This window comes from Qipengyuania xiamenensis (assembly GCF_019711495.1).
Taxonomy (GTDB): Bacteria; Pseudomonadota; Alphaproteobacteria; order Sphingomonadales; family Sphingomonadaceae; genus Qipengyuania; species Qipengyuania xiamenensis.
Map to the genome: position 1 here is coordinate 1,446,800 of NZ_JAIGNM010000001.1, position 15,978 is coordinate 1,462,777.

The 15,978-nt window shown below is 63.4% G+C and carries 17 protein-coding genes and 1 tRNA gene; 11 read left to right on the forward strand and 7 right to left on the reverse strand.

All coding sequences use genetic code 11. The annotated features are described in order from the left end of the window. The first annotated feature begins 144 nt into the window (after positions 1-144). The 8 genes from K3165_RS07355 to K3165_RS07390 all read left to right on the forward strand — a co-directional run bounded on the left by K3165_RS07355 (position 145) and on the right by K3165_RS07390 (position 7,645). A complete protein-coding gene (locus K3165_RS07355; RefSeq protein ID WP_345720639.1) occupies positions 145-1,311 on the forward strand; it encodes an isovaleryl-CoA dehydrogenase in 1,167 nt (388 codons plus the stop codon). Next, positions 1,308-1,613, forward strand: coding sequence for an alkylphosphonate utilization protein (locus K3165_RS07360; protein WP_221548097.1), 306 nt, complete (start codon positions 1,308-1,310; stop codon positions 1,611-1,613). The genes K3165_RS07355 and K3165_RS07360 overlap by 4 nt, the downstream gene beginning before the upstream one ends. Positions 1,614-1,623: 10 nt before the next feature. Beyond that, complete coding sequence (locus K3165_RS07365; RefSeq protein WP_221548098.1) at positions 1,624-3,234, forward strand: carboxyl transferase domain-containing protein; 1,611 nt, start codon at positions 1,624-1,626, stop codon at positions 3,232-3,234. 116 nt (positions 3,235-3,350) lie between these two features. Then, the gene (locus tag K3165_RS07370; RefSeq protein WP_345720641.1) at positions 3,351-3,935 is read left to right on the forward strand and encodes a lysophospholipid acyltransferase family protein; all 585 of its coding nucleotides are present in this window, start codon (positions 3,351-3,353) and stop codon (positions 3,933-3,935) included. Then, positions 3,928-4,725 (forward strand): DUF1295 domain-containing protein, encoded by a 798-nt coding sequence (locus K3165_RS07375; protein WP_221548100.1) that lies wholly within the window; start codon positions 3,928-3,930, stop codon positions 4,723-4,725. Before K3165_RS07370 ends, K3165_RS07375 begins: the two co-directional genes overlap by 8 nt. 74 nt (positions 4,726-4,799) lie before the next feature. Beyond that, positions 4,800-5,426 (forward strand): hypothetical protein, encoded by a 627-nt coding sequence (locus tag K3165_RS14180; RefSeq protein ID WP_221548101.1) that lies wholly within the window; start codon positions 4,800-4,802, stop codon positions 5,424-5,426. A 405-nt stretch (positions 5,427-5,831) separates the two neighbouring features. Beyond that, on the forward strand, positions 5,832-6,386 hold the full coding sequence (gene dcd, locus K3165_RS07385) for a dCTP deaminase (protein WP_221548102.1): 555 nt from the start codon (positions 5,832-5,834) through the stop codon (positions 6,384-6,386). 83 nt (positions 6,387-6,469) lie between these two features. Then, complete coding sequence (locus tag K3165_RS07390) at positions 6,470-7,645, forward strand: saccharopine dehydrogenase family protein (RefSeq protein WP_221548103.1); 1,176 nt, start codon at positions 6,470-6,472, stop codon at positions 7,643-7,645. Positions 7,646-7,652: 7 nt separating this feature from the next. Here K3165_RS07390 and K3165_RS07395 read toward each other — a convergent pair whose 3' ends face one another. Both K3165_RS07395 and K3165_RS07400 read right to left on the reverse strand, forming a co-directional pair. Further along, positions 7,653-9,860, reverse strand: coding sequence for a TonB-dependent receptor (locus K3165_RS07395; RefSeq protein ID WP_221548104.1), 2,208 nt, complete (start codon positions 9,858-9,860; stop codon positions 7,653-7,655). A 125-nt stretch (positions 9,861-9,985) separates the two neighbouring features. After that, a tRNA-Gly gene (locus K3165_RS07400) sits at positions 9,986-10,060 on the reverse strand. A gap of 193 nt (positions 10,061-10,253) precedes the next feature. On the opposite strand from K3165_RS07400, the gene K3165_RS07405 reads away from it, so the two are divergent. After that, entirely contained in the window at positions 10,254-11,177 is a 924-nt protein-coding gene (locus tag K3165_RS07405) for a tetratricopeptide repeat protein (RefSeq protein WP_221548376.1), read from the forward strand. A gap of 7 nt (positions 11,178-11,184) precedes the next feature. Further along, positions 11,185-11,796: an LON peptidase substrate-binding domain-containing protein gene (locus K3165_RS07410; protein WP_221548105.1), complete on the forward strand. Its 612-nt coding sequence runs from the start codon at positions 11,185-11,187 to the stop codon at positions 11,794-11,796. Positions 11,797-11,798: 2 nt separating this feature from the next. Here K3165_RS07410 and K3165_RS07415 read toward each other — a convergent pair whose 3' ends face one another. The 5 genes from K3165_RS07415 to argB all read right to left on the reverse strand — a co-directional run bounded on the left by K3165_RS07415 (position 11,799) and on the right by argB (position 15,240). After that, positions 11,799-12,422, reverse strand: a complete 624-nt coding sequence (locus K3165_RS07415; RefSeq protein ID WP_221548106.1) for a MarC family protein — start codon at positions 12,420-12,422, stop codon at positions 11,799-11,801. Further along, positions 12,419-13,099, reverse strand: a complete 681-nt coding sequence (locus tag K3165_RS07420) for a hypothetical protein (RefSeq protein ID WP_221548107.1) — start codon at positions 13,097-13,099, stop codon at positions 12,419-12,421. The genes K3165_RS07415 and K3165_RS07420 overlap by 4 nt, the downstream gene beginning before the upstream one ends. Continuing rightward, the gene (gene folD, locus K3165_RS07425) at positions 13,096-13,989 is read right to left on the reverse strand and encodes a bifunctional methylenetetrahydrofolate dehydrogenase/methenyltetrahydrofolate cyclohydrolase FolD (RefSeq protein WP_221548108.1); all 894 of its coding nucleotides are present in this window, start codon (positions 13,987-13,989) and stop codon (positions 13,096-13,098) included. The genes K3165_RS07420 and folD overlap by 4 nt, the downstream gene beginning before the upstream one ends. Continuing rightward, positions 13,986-14,240 (reverse strand): YggT family protein, encoded by a 255-nt coding sequence (locus K3165_RS07430; RefSeq protein ID WP_221548109.1) that lies wholly within the window; start codon positions 14,238-14,240, stop codon positions 13,986-13,988. The genes folD and K3165_RS07430 overlap by 4 nt, the downstream gene beginning before the upstream one ends. Before the next feature lie 109 nt (positions 14,241-14,349). Further along, positions 14,350-15,240 (reverse strand): acetylglutamate kinase, encoded by an 891-nt coding sequence (argB, locus tag K3165_RS07435; protein WP_221548110.1) that lies wholly within the window; start codon positions 15,238-15,240, stop codon positions 14,350-14,352. A 109-nt stretch (positions 15,241-15,349) separates the two neighbouring features. Between argB and K3165_RS07440 the strand changes: the two genes are divergently transcribed. Further along, the gene (locus K3165_RS07440) at positions 15,350-15,976 is read left to right on the forward strand and encodes a hypothetical protein (RefSeq protein ID WP_221548111.1); all 627 of its coding nucleotides are present in this window, start codon (positions 15,350-15,352) and stop codon (positions 15,974-15,976) included. Positions 15,977-15,978 lie beyond the last annotated feature (2 nt).

Below are 15,978 nucleotides of genomic sequence, written 5' to 3' on the forward strand. Positions count from 1 at the left end.
AGCACCTAAGTTTCAAAGGTTTTTACGTTAGTCGAGACTGCGAATTCATCCTGACTATTCATAGGTTTGCACAGCTCTCCCACCTCGGCTATCGCGCCGCAAAGAATTTCAGGGCGCCAACGGGCGCCCCGCGAGGAGAGAAACGTGCGCGCCACCCCCGATTTCGATTTCCAGCTTGGCGAAAGCGCCGACATGATCCGCGAGAGCGTATCGCGCTTCGCCGACGAACAGATCCAGCCGCTGGCCGAGAAGGTCGACCGCAAAGACTGGTTCCCGCAGGAACTCTGGCCTGCCATGGGCGAACTGGGCCTCCATGGCATCACAGTTTCGGAAGCCGACGGTGGGCTTGGCCTTGGCTATCTCGAACACGTTATCGCGGTCGAGGAAGTCAGCCGCGCGAGCGCTTCGGTCGGACTTTCCTACGGCGCGCATTCCAACCTCTGCGTCAACCAGATCGCCCGCTGGGGCAATGAAGAGCAGAAGGCGAAATACCTGCCGGGCCTGATCAGCGGCGAGCATGTCGGCAGCCTTGCCATGAGCGAGGCAAGTGCCGGATCGGACGTTGTCTCCATGCGCACCAAGGCCGAGAAGGTCGATGGCGGATATGTCCTCAACGGCACCAAATTCTGGATCACCAATGCCCCGTACGCGGACACGCTGGTGGTCTACGCCAAGACTTCGCCCGAAGCTGCCAGCCGCGGCATCACTACCTTCCTCATCGAGAAGGATTTCGACGGCTTCTCGATCGGCCAGAAGATCGAAAAGGTGGGCATGCGCGGCTCGCCCACGGCAGAGCTGGTGTTCGACGACTGCTTCGTTCCCGAAGAGAACGTGATGGGCCCCGAAAACGGCGGGGTCGGCGTTCTGATGAGCGGCCTAGACTACGAGCGCGTGGTGCTCGCCGGCCTGCAGCTCGGCGTGATGCAGGCCTGCCTCGACACGGTCATCCCCTACCTTCGCGAGCGCAAGCAGTTCGGAAAGCCCATTGGCAGCTTCCAGCTGATGCAGGCCAAGGTCGCCGACATGTATGTCGCCCTCCAGTCGGCCCGCGCCTACACCTATGCCGTCGCCAAGAGCTGCGATGCCAACAAGACCACCCGTTTCGACGCGGCAGGCGCGATCCTGCTGGCATCGGAAAACGCCTTCCGCGTGGCCGCAGAAAGTGTCCAGGCACTGGGTGGTGCTGGTTACACGCTCGACTGGCCGGTGGAACGCTACATGCGCGATGCCAAGCTGCTCGACATCGGTGCAGGCACGAACGAGATCCGCCGCATGCTGATCGGTCGCGAGCTGATCGGCGCTGCCGGATGAGCGGTGACGAAGACTACGTCTACGACGAGGAAAGCGGCGAATGGATGCCAGCTTCCGAGCTGGCGGCGAAGCAGGCAGCGGCCGAACGCGTCGAAGTTCGCGATGCGGTCGGCCATCTCCTCGAGGACGGTGACCAGGTCACGCTAATCAAGGATCTCGAGGTTAAGGGCGCCGGCCAGACGCTCAAGCAGGGTACGCTGATCAAGTCGATCCGGCTGACCGGCGACGTACAGGAAATCGACTGCAAATATCCCGGCATCAAAGGCCTAGTCCTGCGTGCCGAATTCGTGAAGAAGCGCTAGGGCCCGACACATGACCGCACCCGTTCTCATTTCCACTCTCGATCGCGAGGCTCCTGGCGCCAAGGCACGTTTCGAGCATAACAAGTCTCTTGCCGCAGACCTGCGCTCCACTGTCGCCGCAGCCGCTCTCGGCGGGAGCGAAGGCAGCCGCGAACGCCATGTCGGGCGTGGCAAGCTGCTCCCACGCGAGCGTGTCGAGCGCCTGCTCGATCCGGGCAGCCCCTTCCTCGAGATCGGCCAGCTCGCCGCCAACGGCATGTACGGCAAGGACGAGATCAACGGCGCGGGTATGATCGCCGGGATCGGCCGCGTGTCGGGTCGGCAGGTGATGATCGTGTGCAACGATGCCACGGTTAAGGGCGGCACCTACTATCCGATGACGGTCAAGAAGCACCTGCGCGCACAGGAAATCGCGCAGGAAAATCACCTACCGTGCATCTACCTCGTCGACAGCGGCGGCGCGAACCTGCCGCACCAGGCAGAGGTCTTCCCCGACCGCGACCACTTCGGCCGCATCTTCTTCAATCAGGCCAACATGAGCGCGCTGGGCATCCCGCAGATCGCCTGCGTCATGGGCAGTTGCACCGCGGGCGGTGCCTATGTGCCTGCCATGTCCGACGAGACTATCATCGTGCGCAACCAGGGCACGATTTTCCTCGCCGGACCGCCGCTGGTGAAAGCCGCGACGGGTGAGGAAATCAGCGCCGAAGACCTCGGCGGCGGCGACCTCCACGCCAAGAAATCGGGTGTGGTCGACCACTTGGCCGAGAACGACGAGCACGCGCTCACCATCGTGCGCGACATCGTCAGCCAGCTGGGCGCGAACACCGGTGCGGCGCAGGACGTTGCGCTCAAGGAACCGCGCGCACCCAAGTTCGACGCGGAAGACCTCTACGCCATCGTGCCCGAAGACGTGCGCGCGCCCTATGACGTGAAGGAAATCATCGCCCGCCTCGTCGACGGCAGCGAATTCCACGAGTTCAAGCAGCATTACGGCAGCACGCTGGTCTGCGGCTTTGCGCATATCTGGGGCATGCCGGTGGCGATCCTCGCCAACAATGGCGTGCTGTTCTCCGAGAGTGCGCGCAAGGGCGCACACTTCATCGAGCTCGCCTGTCAGCGCCGCATCCCGCTGCTGTTCCTCCAGAACATCTCCGGCTTCATGGTCGGCGGGAAGTACGAGGCCGAAGGCATCGCCAAGCATGGCGCGAAGCTGGTCACCGCGGTCGCCACGGCCACCGTCCCCAAGGTCACCGTTGTCATCGGCGGCAGCTTCGGGGCGGGCAATTACGGCATGTGCGGCCGCGCCTATTCCCCACGCTTCCTCTTCACCTGGCCCAATGCCCGTATCTCGGTGATGGGCGGCGAGCAGGCCGCATCTGTCCTCGCGACCGTCCACCGCGACGCCGACAGCTGGAGCGTGGAAGAGGCCGAGGCCTTCAAGGCCCCGATCCGCCAGAAATACGAAGACGAGGGCAATCCATATTACGCCACCGCCCGCCTGTGGGACGACGGCGTGATCGATCCGGTCCAGACCCGCGACGTGCTCGGCCTCGCCTTCTCGGCAACGCTGGAGGCACCGATTCCGGAGAAGCCGCAGTTTGGTGTGTTCCGCATGTAATTGGCGGGAAAACGGCGCATCCCTCTCGCTTTCCGTAGCGTAGCTGCTAGGCCTCGCAGGCAGGAGAGAGAATGCCCAGAGCCAATTTTCGAAAGCCGTCGCTGCTGAGTCGGATCGTGCGGCGCATCATCATGGTGCTGTATCGCTGGAAGGGCTGGAAGCTCGACGGTCGCCTGCCCGATCTCGACAAGTTCGTGATCGCGGGCGCGCCGCACACATCGAACTGGGATTTCGTGTTCTTCATCGGCGCCACGGCCAAGGAAGGCGTGCAGCCCAATTTCATGGGCAAGCACACGCTCTTCCAGGGCATGATGCGCAATTTCATGTTCGACATGGGTGGCATCCCCGTCGATCGCACCAAGCGGGCCAATTACGTCGACCAGGTCGCAGAAGAATTCAGGAAGCGTGAGCGGCTGGCGCTCGTGATCGCGGCGGAAGGCACCCGTTCGACCGACGGCAGCTGGAAATCCGGCTTCTACCACATCGCGCGCGCGGCAAATGTGCCGATCGTGCCCGCCTATGTGAACAACGACACCATGACGCTGGGCTTCGGTCCGCCCATCGTGCCGACGGAAAGCTACGGCGAGACGCTCGCCGAGATCGCCCGCTTCATGCAGTCAAAGCTCCCTGGCTACTATCGCTTCGACGTGCTCGAAGCGCAGTCCCGCAAGCTGATCGAGGAGGAACGCGCCGATGGTTGAGATGCTGCTTGTGAATGCCGCCGTACTGGTGACGGTCGTGCTGACCCTTTGGGCAATCTCTGTGAAGATTGGCGACGTCTCCTTCATCGACAGCTTCTGGGGCGCGGGCATGGCGCTGATGGCTTTCGCCAGCTGGCTGCAGGTGGAAGAGCGCGGTGTTCTCGCCCATTTGCTGCTGGCGATGACCGCGGCATGGGGCCTTCGCCTGGGCATCTACCTCCTGCGGCGCTGGCGCGAAGAAGGCGAAGACAAGCGCTACGAACGCATGCTCAGGAAGGACCGTGAGAAAGGCCGTTTCGCCTTCGCCGCACTGACCAAGATCTGGCTCGGTCAGGCGGTGCTGCTGTTCCTCGTTTCCTCGCCCGCGCAGGTCGGCATCCTGACAAGCGATCCCGCGCAGCAGCTGACCGCGCTGACGCTTGCCGGTCTTGCGCTATACCTCGCGGGCATCTTCTTCGAGTGGGTCGGGGACTGGCAGCTGTCGCAGTTCAAGAAGGACCCTTCGAACAAGGGCGAAGTCATGGACAAGGGCCTGTGGCGCTACACCCGCCACCCGAACTATTTCGGCGATGCCTGTGCCTGGTGGGGCATCTGGCTTGTTGTCGCCAGCGTCAGCTGGGAAGTCGCCCTGTGGACCGTGGCCGGACCGCTCTTCCTCACCTTCACGCTGGTGAAGTGGTCGGGCGCGGCCCTACTGGAAAAGGGCATGAAGCATACGCGCCCCGGCTACGAGGAGTACAAGAAGCGCACCTCCCCCTTCATACCCATGCCGCCCAAGAAAAGCGCCTAATCAAGGCCTCTCGGGGGTTTAACCTTCCGCGTGAATGGCTACATTGGCGCCATTCTTGAGGGGAACAGACGCCAGTGAGCGAAGACGAGATCGATCAGATGCGCAGCCGCTTCGCCCGCGAGGCGATGGCGTTGATGGAGCGCACTGGCGAGGAAGTGACCCGAATGCGGCTCGCGGCCGAACTCAGGGTCGCGCGTTCGCGGATCGATGCGGTATTTCCCGAAGACGGCGACCTGTTCGATGCGATCACGGCCGAATGGTTCGCACCCTATATCGGAATCATGGACGAGGTAATGGCCAGCGGCCTCCCTCCCCGGCGCAAGATGTATGAATTCTTCGCCCGCCGCTTCGTGTTGCTGAGGCAGAATTTCCAGGACGATCCGGCCGCCTTCCGCCTCTACATCGAGATGGGCGAACGCTATTTCGAATATGCGCAGAGCTATATCGACCTTGGCGACCACTACCTGTGCGAAATCATCGCGGAGGCGCAGGCCGAAGGACATCTGAAGGACATGGACGTCGATTTCGCACGTTCGGTCATCAACCAGATCGTCTCGACCTATCTCCAGCCTTACAGCATCGCCATGCTCGGCGACCGGCTGACAGAGGAAAAGCTCGCCCACATCGTCGACGCTATCTTCGATGGCCTTGTTGCAGCGGACGGCGGGGCGAGGTCGACCAAGGGCCTGCACGCGGCGTGACGCCATCATGGCGGGCCGCAAGATACTCTTCATAGGATTGAAATACGCGCCCGAGCCGATCGACATCGGGCGCTATACCGTTGGCCTTGCAGAGGCGCTGGTCGAACGCGGGCACGAGATTCGCGCCATCGTCGGCCAGCCCTATTATCCCGACTGGAAACTCTATCCGGAGTGCCACCGGGTCGATCCGGTTTACCAAGGGCGCGTCCAATTCCTTCGGCGTGCGCGAGACGCGCGTGCTCGAGAATGCCTATGGCTGGATCGAGTTCAGATACAACCGCGACTGGCAGCGGTGAGAAGAGGAAGCCTTCTTCTCGGACGCCTGAGCTTTGTGACCGCAGATGGGAGGGGATTAAATGCCCCTCCCGCTTGCCGATGGGCCGCCCATGCGGAATCTATTCCGCCATGGCGATTCTCTCCGACAAATGGATCCGCGAGGCGGCAACGACCCGCGGCATGATCGAACCCTTCACCGAGGCCCAGCGCCGTGAAGGCAACATCAGCTATGGCTTGTCGAGCTTCGGCTACGACGCGCGCGTGGCGGACGAGTTCAAGATCTTCACCAACATCGATTCAGCGGTGGTCGATCCCAAGGATTTCGCCAGCAACAGCTTCGTCGACAAGCAGACCGATGTCTGCATCATTCCGCCCAACTCCTTCGCGCTGGCGCGCACGGTCGAGTACTTCCGTATCCCCGACGACGTGCTGGTCATCTGCCTCGGCAAGAGCACCTATGCGCGTTGCGGGATCATCGTGAACGTCACGCCCTTGGAGCCGGGCTGGGAAGGCCATGTGACGCTGGAGTTTTCCAACACCACGCCCCTGCCCGCGAAGATCTACGCCAATGAAGGCGCGTGCCAGTTCCTTTTCCTGAAAGGGAACGAGCGGCCCGAAGTCACCTATGCCGACCGTGCGGGCAAATACATGGGCCAGCGCGGCGTTACCCTGCCCCGGCTCTGAGCGCAGTTCGGCGCTGACCCTGCGTCTTTGACTCTTCGCGCGGCTGCGCGCACATCTTTCCGCACATAGTGGAGAGATGAGACATGGCTGACAGGGAATTCGACATCATCGTCTACGGCGCAACCGGCTATACCGGGCGCCTCGTCGCCGAACATTTCGTGCGCGAATATGGCAGTGCCGCAGACGGTCCCAAATGGGCGATGGCGGGTCGCAGCGAGGACAAGCTGACCGCCGTGCGCGACGAGATCGGGGCACCAAGTAACACACCGATGATCGTGGCCGACGCATCCGACCCAGCCAGCCTCGAAGCCATGTGCAAGCGCACCAAGGTCGTCCTCACCACCGTCGGCCCCTACCAGCTTTATGGCGACGCGCTGGTCGAAGCCTGTGTGAAGACCGGCACCGACTATGCCGACCTGTGCGGCGAACCTGCCTGGATGGCGGAGAAGATCGCACAGCACCACGATGCGGCGAAGAAGAGCGGCGCGCGGATCTGTTTTTCGTCCGGCTTCGATTCCATTCCCTTCGATCTCGGCGTCCTCATGCTCCAGAAAGAAGCCAAGGCGCGGCATGGCTCGCCTGCGCCGCGAGTGAAGGGCCGCGTACGCGCTATGCAAGGGACTTTCTCGGGCGGCACGGCCGCCAGCCTCGGCGCGACGATGAAAGCGGCGATGAAGAACCCCAAGATCATCGGCATGCTGCGCGATCCCTTCGCGCTCACGCCGGGCTTCGAGGGGCCGGACCAGCCTTCAGGCATGGTGCCGCGCTACGAAGACGAACTGGGCAAGTGGGCAGCACCTTTCGTCATGGCCCCGATCAATACCAAGAACGTCCACCGCACGAACTTCCTCCTCGGCCACCCTTACGGCGAGGACTTCCGCTATGACGAGATGGTGCTGACAAGCCCGGGCGATGCGGGCAAGGCTGCGGCCAACGCCATGGTCGAGATGATGAAGAACCCGTTCGGCGCCAAGCCGCCCAAGCCGGGTGAAGGCCCGACAAAGGAAGAGCGCGAGAACGGCTTCTACGATGTCCTGTTCACCGGCGAATGGCCCGACGGAAAGTCGATGAAATACGCGGTGAAGGGCAAGTTCGACCCGGGCTATGGTTCGACCAGCCGCATGCTCGGCGAAACCGGCATGGCGCTGCTCGAAATCGATGCCGAGGGCGGCGTGGGTACACCCGGATCGTTCCTCGGCGAAGCCTTGGTGGAGCGGCTTCGCAACCGCGCCCACCTCAGCTTCGAGGTCGAGGAATAGGCCGCTCCTAGATGCTCATCCGCACTGTCAGGCTGACGTTGCGGCCGGGCAGCGGGACGAAATCCTTGGTGAAACTCGAATGACGGCGGGCCGTCTCGTCGAGCAGGTTTTCGGCCTTGAGGATGACCGTGACAGCCGGATCGCCGCGGAGCGGGCGCCAGGTGGCGCTCGCATTCAGGAGCGTGAAACCGTCGGTCTCGGTCTCGAAGGGTGAGACATCGCGCTGCGCATCGAACCATTCGACTTCGCCGCGCAGGCTGAAATCGCCCGCATCGGCTTCGAGCGCGCCGAGGAGGCCAAGCGGCGGAATGCGCGGCACATTGGTCCCGTCATCCAGCTCCGCATCGATATATTCGGCTCGGAAATCGGCGCGAAGGTCGAGATTCTCGCCCTCGTAGAAATTCCAGACCACCTCGCCCTCGACGCCCGAATAGGTCGCATCCTGCTGGAGGTAGAGGAAGACGGGAAGCTCATCTTCCTCTTCGCCATTGGCGCTGAGGTAGATGTATTCGTCGAACCAGTTGCGATAGGCAGCGAGCGAGAACTCGAAGTCGCCGGCGATGCCGCGCGCAAAAATTTCCGCACCCCAAGCGCGCTCCATCGACAGGTCGACGTCGCCGATCTCGAACTGTTGGGTCGCGATATGCGGACCTTCGGAGAAAAGCTCCTCAGCACTGGGCGCGCGCGAAACGCGCGAAAGGTTCACGCCGAGCCGGACGCTTTCGTCAGCCTGCCATGCAAGGCCGACCGCGCCGGAGAAGCCGTCGAACGAGCGCTCAACACCCAGCTGGACCGAATCGACGTCGGTAGTCTCATAGCGCAGCGAACCTTCGAGCTGCAGCGGACCATCGCCATATTCCTGCAGCGCGAAGAAGGACAGCTGCTCGGTGCGGTTGGGCGCCACATAGGCCTCTGCACCCTCGGCGAAGAAATCCCGGAAATAATACTGCACGCCGATCGATCCGCGCAGGTCGGCGACGGGGTCCTGGACCAGTTCCGCGCGCGCTTCGACACCCTGGACGTCGAAGGTCGTTCCGATCTCGTCGCCCTCGAATTCGGTATGCGTGTAGTCCGAATAGCCGGTGCGGATCTTCAGGCGGTCGAAGAAACCGTCACCCAGCGCGATATCGCCGCGCAGGTCGGCGCGATACTGGCGCAGGCCGATGCTGACGGTTTCGGGGCCTTCTTCCTCCTCGACATCGACGCCGCCCTCTTCCTCGTGGTGTCCTGCACCGGGGCGGATCGGAACACCGTAGAAGGTGTCATAGACCCCGACCGAGAAGCCGAGGTTCGAATCGCCGCGGAAGAAGGCAAGGCCGCCATTGGCGGTCCAGGTTTCGGTGCCGCTGTTGAACAAAGTGCCGCTGGCATTGGCCGCCTCGCGCAGCTCTTCGGCTTCCTCGAACTCGCCTTCAAGCTCTTCCTCGGCCGCTTCCTCGAGCAGTTCGGCGCGCAGGCCCTCGGCAAGGACGAAGCCGGGAACGTCGATATCGTCGGTCGTGCGATAGGATCCGTCGGCATGGAATACGAAACCGTCGCCGACAGGAATGTCGAAGGAGGCACCGCCTTCGCGAAGGTCGCCGACCGTGTCGACACGCACCAGCGCATCGATGTGCACCGGCTCGGTCGGAATGCGGCGCGGAATGCGCTTGTCGATCACATTGACGGCGCCGCCGATCGCCTGGCTGCCATAAAGAAGCACTGCCGGACCGCGCAGGACCTCGATGCTCTCGGCGGTTAGCGGATCGATCGATACGGCATGGTCGGCCGAGGTGTTAGAGACGTCGATCGCGCCGATCCCGTCGACGAGGACCTTCACGCGCTCGCCGGAAAAGCCGCGCAGGATCGGGCGGGAGGCACCCGGGGCAAAGCCGGTCGCTGTCACGCCGGGGAGGGATGTGAGGACCTCGCCGAGCTGGCCGTCCATGTTTTCGTCGAGATCGTCGCCCGAAACCACGCTGGCACCTGCGAGCAGGTCGAACTCGCGCAAGCCCTCCGCGCTGACAATGATCGTGCCGTCCGCGTCGATGCGGCGGTTATGGAAATCGTCCTCGCCCGTTTCCTCGACCACGATGGTCTCGGATGCGGTCGGACTGTCCTGCTGTTCTTCTTCGGCAGACTGGTCCTGCGCCATGGTCGGCGCGGCTGTGGCCACGGCGATGATGGAAAGCGAGGCAGCCAGGCTGCGGCGGAGCGATGCGGTCTGATACAACATATCTCGATGTAATAGTGTCGCATTCCCCAACTGCAACCGGATTCGCGACAAAATGCATATGCGCACGACGAACGGCAGCGAGACCGGATGGCCTGCTGCGTTTGATTCACGTCGTCTTGGAAAAATGGAGCGGGCGAGGCGATTCGAACGCCCGACCCCAACCTTGGCAAGGTTGTGCTCTACCCCTGAGCTACGCCCGCTCACTGGCGCTCTACCGGGCGTGGCCCGGTGGGGAGGCGCGCAACTAGCAACGGCTTATGAGTCTCGCAAGCGAAAAAATGCACTTTTTTGACCCGCGCCAATCGAGCGCCTACGCCCCTTCACATTCGCGAGCCGGGACCCACATGGGGACCCGACGTTATATTTACTGAAAGGCGGAATTACGTGGCAAGCATGGGGCTGAGCATCGACGAGCAAAAGGCAGTCGAGAAATTCAAGGCTGAGGTTGTCGAACCCTCGATGACCAAGCTGGTCATTCTCGATTTTTATGCCGACTGGTGCGGGCCGTGCAAGGCGATCGCCCCGATGCTGGAAAAGGTCGCGGCCGAGTATGCCGACAAGGGCGTCGTTCTCAAGAAGATCGATGTCGACCAGGAAAAGTTCATCGCTTCGCAGTTCCAGGTCCAGTCGATCCCGACGATCTACGCCATGTTCCAGGGCCAGCCGGTCGCAGACCTGACGCAGGCGCGCAGCGAATCGCAGATGAAGCAGACGCTCGACCAGATCCTTTCGCAACTGCCGATCCAGGGCGGCGATGGCGCTGGCGCGGAAGCGCAGATGGCCCAGCAGGTCGAGCAGTATGTCGCGATGGGCGAACAGATGCTGACCGAAGGCGATCCCGCGCGCGCAGCCGGTGTTTTTGCGCAGGTCACCGAAATGGCCCCCGACAATGCCGCGGCGCATGCAGGCCTGATCCGCGCGCTCACGCAGGCCGACCAGGTCGAGGAAGCAAAAGGCGTGCTTGCCGCTGTGGAAGCCAATCCCGCCCTTGCCAGCGATCCGCTGATCGAGAACGCCAAGGCCGCGCTGGAGCTTGCCGGCAACAAGGTCGACGACGGCGAACTGGTGGCGCTGCGCGAAAAGGCGCAGTCCGATCCCGCCGACATGGACGCGCGCCTCGCCTATGCCGAGGCGGCCTTTGCCGCCGGCGATCGCGATGCGGCTGCCGACGAACTGCTCGCCATGTTTGAGGCGGACCGCGAATGGAACGAAGGCGCGGCCAAGGCCAAGCTGCTCGACATCTTCAGCGCCGTGGGTCTCGAAGATCCGTGGGTGGTGGCAACCCGCCGCCGTCTTTCGAAGCTGTTGTTCGGATAGACGCGATTTGACCCGCCGCCTCTCCATCTTCCCCCTGCCCGGCGCGATCCTGTTCCCGGGACTGCAGCTGCCGTTGCACATCTTCGAGCCGCGCTATCGCGAGCTCGTCGGCAGCGCGCTGGCCAAGGACAGGCTGATCGGCATGATCCAGCCGCAGCGCAGTTCGGAAGGCGCGCCGCTCTACGAGATCGGCTGCATCGGCCGCATCGGCGATGTCGAAGCGCTGGAAGACGGGCGCTACAATATCGTTCTCGAAGGCGAGGCGCGCTTCCGTGTCCTGCGCGAGCTCGATGTCACCACTGCCTTCCGCCAGGTCGAGGCCGAACTGATCGAGGAGCCGGAAGGCGAAGTCCTCGCCAGCGTGGAACGTGCCGGGTTCGAATTCGAGGCCAAGCGCTTTGCGGCGATGCAGGGCTATTCGGTCGACTGGGATTCGGTCGAGCGGCTTGACGATGAAACGCTGATCAACGGGGTCGCCCAGATCGCCCCCTTCGACAGCGCCGCAAAACAGGCGCTGCTCGAGGCAGCGACCCTATCGGAACGCTGCGAGCTTATGATCCAGCTGATGCAGTTCTTCGCCCTGCGCGACGACGGCGACGAGATCGTCACCCTGCAGTAGGATCAGATCCCGAAACTGCCACGCAGCCCGTCGATCACATACTGGGCGGCGAGCGCCGCCAGCAGCACACCGAGGACGCGGGTGATCGCGGCTTCGACCTTGTCGCCGAAGAGGCGCATGATCGGCCCTGCTGCCATCAGCGCCAGCATCGTGATGATAAGGACCGCCGCCAGCGCGCCGAGCACGACGAGGTTCTGCTCGATCCCGTCCGCCTCGTTCATCAGCAGCATGATCGCGGCGATCGCACCGGGGCCAGCCAGCATGGGGATGGCCATGGGGAAGATCGAGACGTCTTCCACCTCGGGCGTCGAAGCGACTTTCTCCGCTCGCTCCTCGCGCCGTTGGGTGCGCTTCTCGAACACCATTTCGAAGGCAATCCAGAACAGCATCAATCCGCCTGCGATACGGAAGCTGTCGAGCTCGATGTGCAGCGCGCCAAGCAATTGTTCGCCGAACAGCGCGAAGATCAGGAGGATGACGCCTGCGATCATTGCCGCACGGATCGCCATGTTGCGCCGCTGCGCGCCGGTCGCCCCTTTGGTCAGGCCGGCATAGATCGGTGCGCAGCCCGGCGGGTCGATAACGACGAAAAGCGTGATGAAGGCGGACAGGAATAGCTGGGTCATTCGGCGGCTCCTGCGGGCTGGGCGATGCTCACGACCTGTTCCCAACCGGCCTCGGTCGCAAGCCAGACGACGTAGTGGCGTTCGCCTTCGCCCACCAGCTGGAAGCCCCATGCGAGCGAGCCGTCACGCGAGAGCTTCAGCGGAATTGCCGAGTCGGGTTCACCGACATCGACGGTCTTCTCGCAAGCCGCCACGGCGGTCTGGATCAGTTCGGGCGCCTCGGGTTTGACGTCCTGCGGAAAGCCGAAGTCGAAGACGTATTTGTAATCACCATCGCGCTGACGCTGCCAGACGGTGTTGAACGTGCCGACCTGCCCTTCGGGATCTTCGAATGCGCCTTGGGTCACGGCAAGCGATCCGTCGCAGCTCGACCAGAGCCGGTGCGGCTGCCATGACACGGCTTGGGCAGGATCTTCGAGCGTCTTGAGCCATGGCTTGGCCTCGATCGCGCCATTGCGGCCGAAGATCAGTGCGCCGTCCGCCGCATAGTCGAGGAAGGCAGTCCATTGCCCGTCTTCCTGCGCCGCGCGGGCAAAGGCGAGTTCGGTCGCCACCACCTTGCTCGGCTGGGCGACCGGCTGGAGGAACCGCCCGTAGCGGTCACGCGGGCTCGGCCCTGCATTGCAAGCTGCAAGGGTCAGTGCCGACAGGGCGAGAACTACGCTGCGCGCGATCACAGGCTTTCCGGAACGTCGAGGCCCGCGTTCCGATAGGCGGCGACCAGCGTGTTGCGCAGCAGCACCGCGATGGTCATCGGGCCGACCCCGCCGGGCACCGGAGTAATCGCACCGGCAACGCCTTCGGCACCGGCATAGTCGACATCGCCGACCAGACGCCCCTTCTCCTCGCCCTCGGCGGGAGGCAAGCGGTTGATGCCGACGTCGATCACGGTCGCACCGCCCTTGAGCCATTCGGCCTTTACCATTTCGGCACGGCCCACGGCGGCAACGACGATGTCCGCGCGCTTGACGACGACAGGCAGGTCCTTCGTGCGGCTATGCGCGATGGTGACCGTGGCATTGGCGTCGAGCAGGAGCTGCGCCATCGGCTTGCCGACGATGTTGGAGCGCCCGATCACTACCGCTTCGAGACCGGACAGATCGCCCAGCCGGTCCGTCAGCAGCATCATGCAGCCAAGCGGCGTGCAGGGCACGAAACCGCTCTGCCCGACGGCAAGCCGCCCGGCATTGGTCACGTGAAAGCCGTCGACGTCCTTGTTCGGGCTGATCGCGGCGATGACCGCCTTCTCGTCGAGATGGTCGGGCAGCGGAAGCTGGACGAGGATCCCGTCCACCGCCTCGTCGCGGTTGAGCTGGTCGACCAGCGCCATAAGGTCGGCCTCCGAGGTATCGGCAGGCAGCCGGTGCTCGAAGCTTTCCATGCCGGCAGCCACGGTCGCCTTGTGCTTGCTGCGCACGTAAACCTGGCTGGCCGGGTCCTCACCGACCAATACGACGGCGAGACCAGCCTTGCGGCCGGACCACTGCTCGAACTGACCGGCCATTTCGCCCACCCGCTCACGCAGGCGTGCGGCGAAGGCTTTTCCGTCGATCCGTTCCGCGGTCATACGGCGAGGATGATGTTGCGCAGAACGATCAGGATGATCTGCAAGATGATGATCAGGACCAGCGGCGAAAAGTCGATCGCCCCGGTATTCGGCATCAGCCTGCGGATCGGCCCGAGCACCGGGTCGAGCAAGCGATTGATGGCGTCATAGACGCTCATCAGGAATTCGTTGCGGCCGACCACGTTGAAGGCGAACAGCAGCCCGATGATGAACTGGATGATGATCAGCATCACGAAGATGGACGTGATCATTTCGATGATTTGATAGAGGGTAATCAGCACTTAGGTCTAACCCCGTTTGCTTGAGCCTGGCAGTCCCGTTTGACGAGGCTCTACTAGAGCCGTCCGGCCTTCGCCAGCCCTATCGGGCGCTTATCAAGGTCCCTGCACCGCGCGCGGTGAAGAATTCGAGCAGCATGGCATGCGGCACGCGTCCGTCGAGCACTACGGCAGCCTCGCAGCCTGCCTCGACCGCGCTGACGCAGGTTTCGAGCTTGGGAATCATGCCCCCGCTGATCGTGCCATCCTCGCGCAGCTTGCCGATGTCTTCCGGCGTCAGGTCGGTCAGCAGCCTGCCCTGCTTGTCCAGCACGCCATCGACATCGGTCAGCAGCAGCAGGCGCGCCGCACCCAGCGCCGCCGCAAGTGCGCCCGCCATGGTGTCGGCATTGATATTGTAGGTGTGCCCGTCCTCGCCGCTGCCGATGGGCGCGATGACCGGGATCATGCCGGAGGCCGTGACTTTCTCGATGATCGTCGTGTCGACCGCGCTGGGCTCGCCGACGAAGCCGAGGTCCAGCGCCTTCTCGATATTGCTTTCAGGGTCCTTGGTCGTGCGCTCGACCTTGCGCGCAGTCACCAGCCCGCCGTCCTTGCCCGACAGGCCTACCGCCTTGCCGCCTGCACGCGCGATCGAGCCGACGATCGACTTGTTGATCGCGCCCGACAGGACCATTTCAGCGACTTCCGCAGTGGCCTTGTCGGTCACGCGCAGCCCGTCGATGAACTGCGTTTCCACGCCGAGCTTTTCCAGCATCGCGCCGATCTGCGGGCCGCCGCCATGCACCACCACCGGATTGATGCCGACCGCCTTCAGCAGCACGACATCCTCGGCAAATTCGCGCGCAGCTTCATCGTCGCCCATGGCGTTGCCGCCGTATTTCACCACGAAGCTCTTGCCCGCATAACGCTGGAAATAGGGTAGCGCCTCGATCAGCGTCTGTGCCTTGGTGCTGGCGTCGCTCAAATCCATGCTGCGGTACTCGGTCCCTGTTGCGCTTGTCCGGTGCACTAGCTGGCCTGCGACGAGGGGGAAAGAGTAACATCTGTTCGCGGGCCAACAGCTGCGCTAGGCCTATGGCATGAGAAAGCTCCTTCCCCTGCTCGCCGCCCTGCCGCTGGCAGCCTGCGCCTCGACGCCCGACCTGCCTGCCTTGCCGCAAACGCAGCAAGCCTTCTGGGACGCTTTGCAGAGCCACTGCGGCAATGCCTATCGCGGCGAGCTCGCCAGCAGCGACGAGCGCGACAAGGACTGGCAGGGCCGCGCGATGATTGCGCATTGGGCCGAGTGCAGCGAGACGCGCACCGCCATTGCGTTTCATGTCGAGGAGGCCGACGGCAGCGGCTGGGACCGCTCGCGTACCTGGCTGGTGACCCGGACGTCGGAAGGTCTTCGCCTGAAACACGATCACCGCCACGAAGATGGCGAGGAGGACGCGGTCACCCAGTATGGCGGCGACACGCTGTCGGCAGGCACGGCGCGGGTGCAGGACTTCCCGGTCGATGCCTATTCGATCGCCATGTTCGAGCGCGAGGGGCTGGATGCCTCGCTCACCAATGTCTGGCGCATAGAGCTCGATCCTGCAGGCAGCGGCAATGCCCGCTTCGCCTACCAGCTGACGCGGCGCAACGACCCGACCCGCCTGTTCCGCGTGGAATTCGACGCGGACGAGCCGATCGCCCCGCCGCCCGCAGCCTGGGGCTGGTAAGC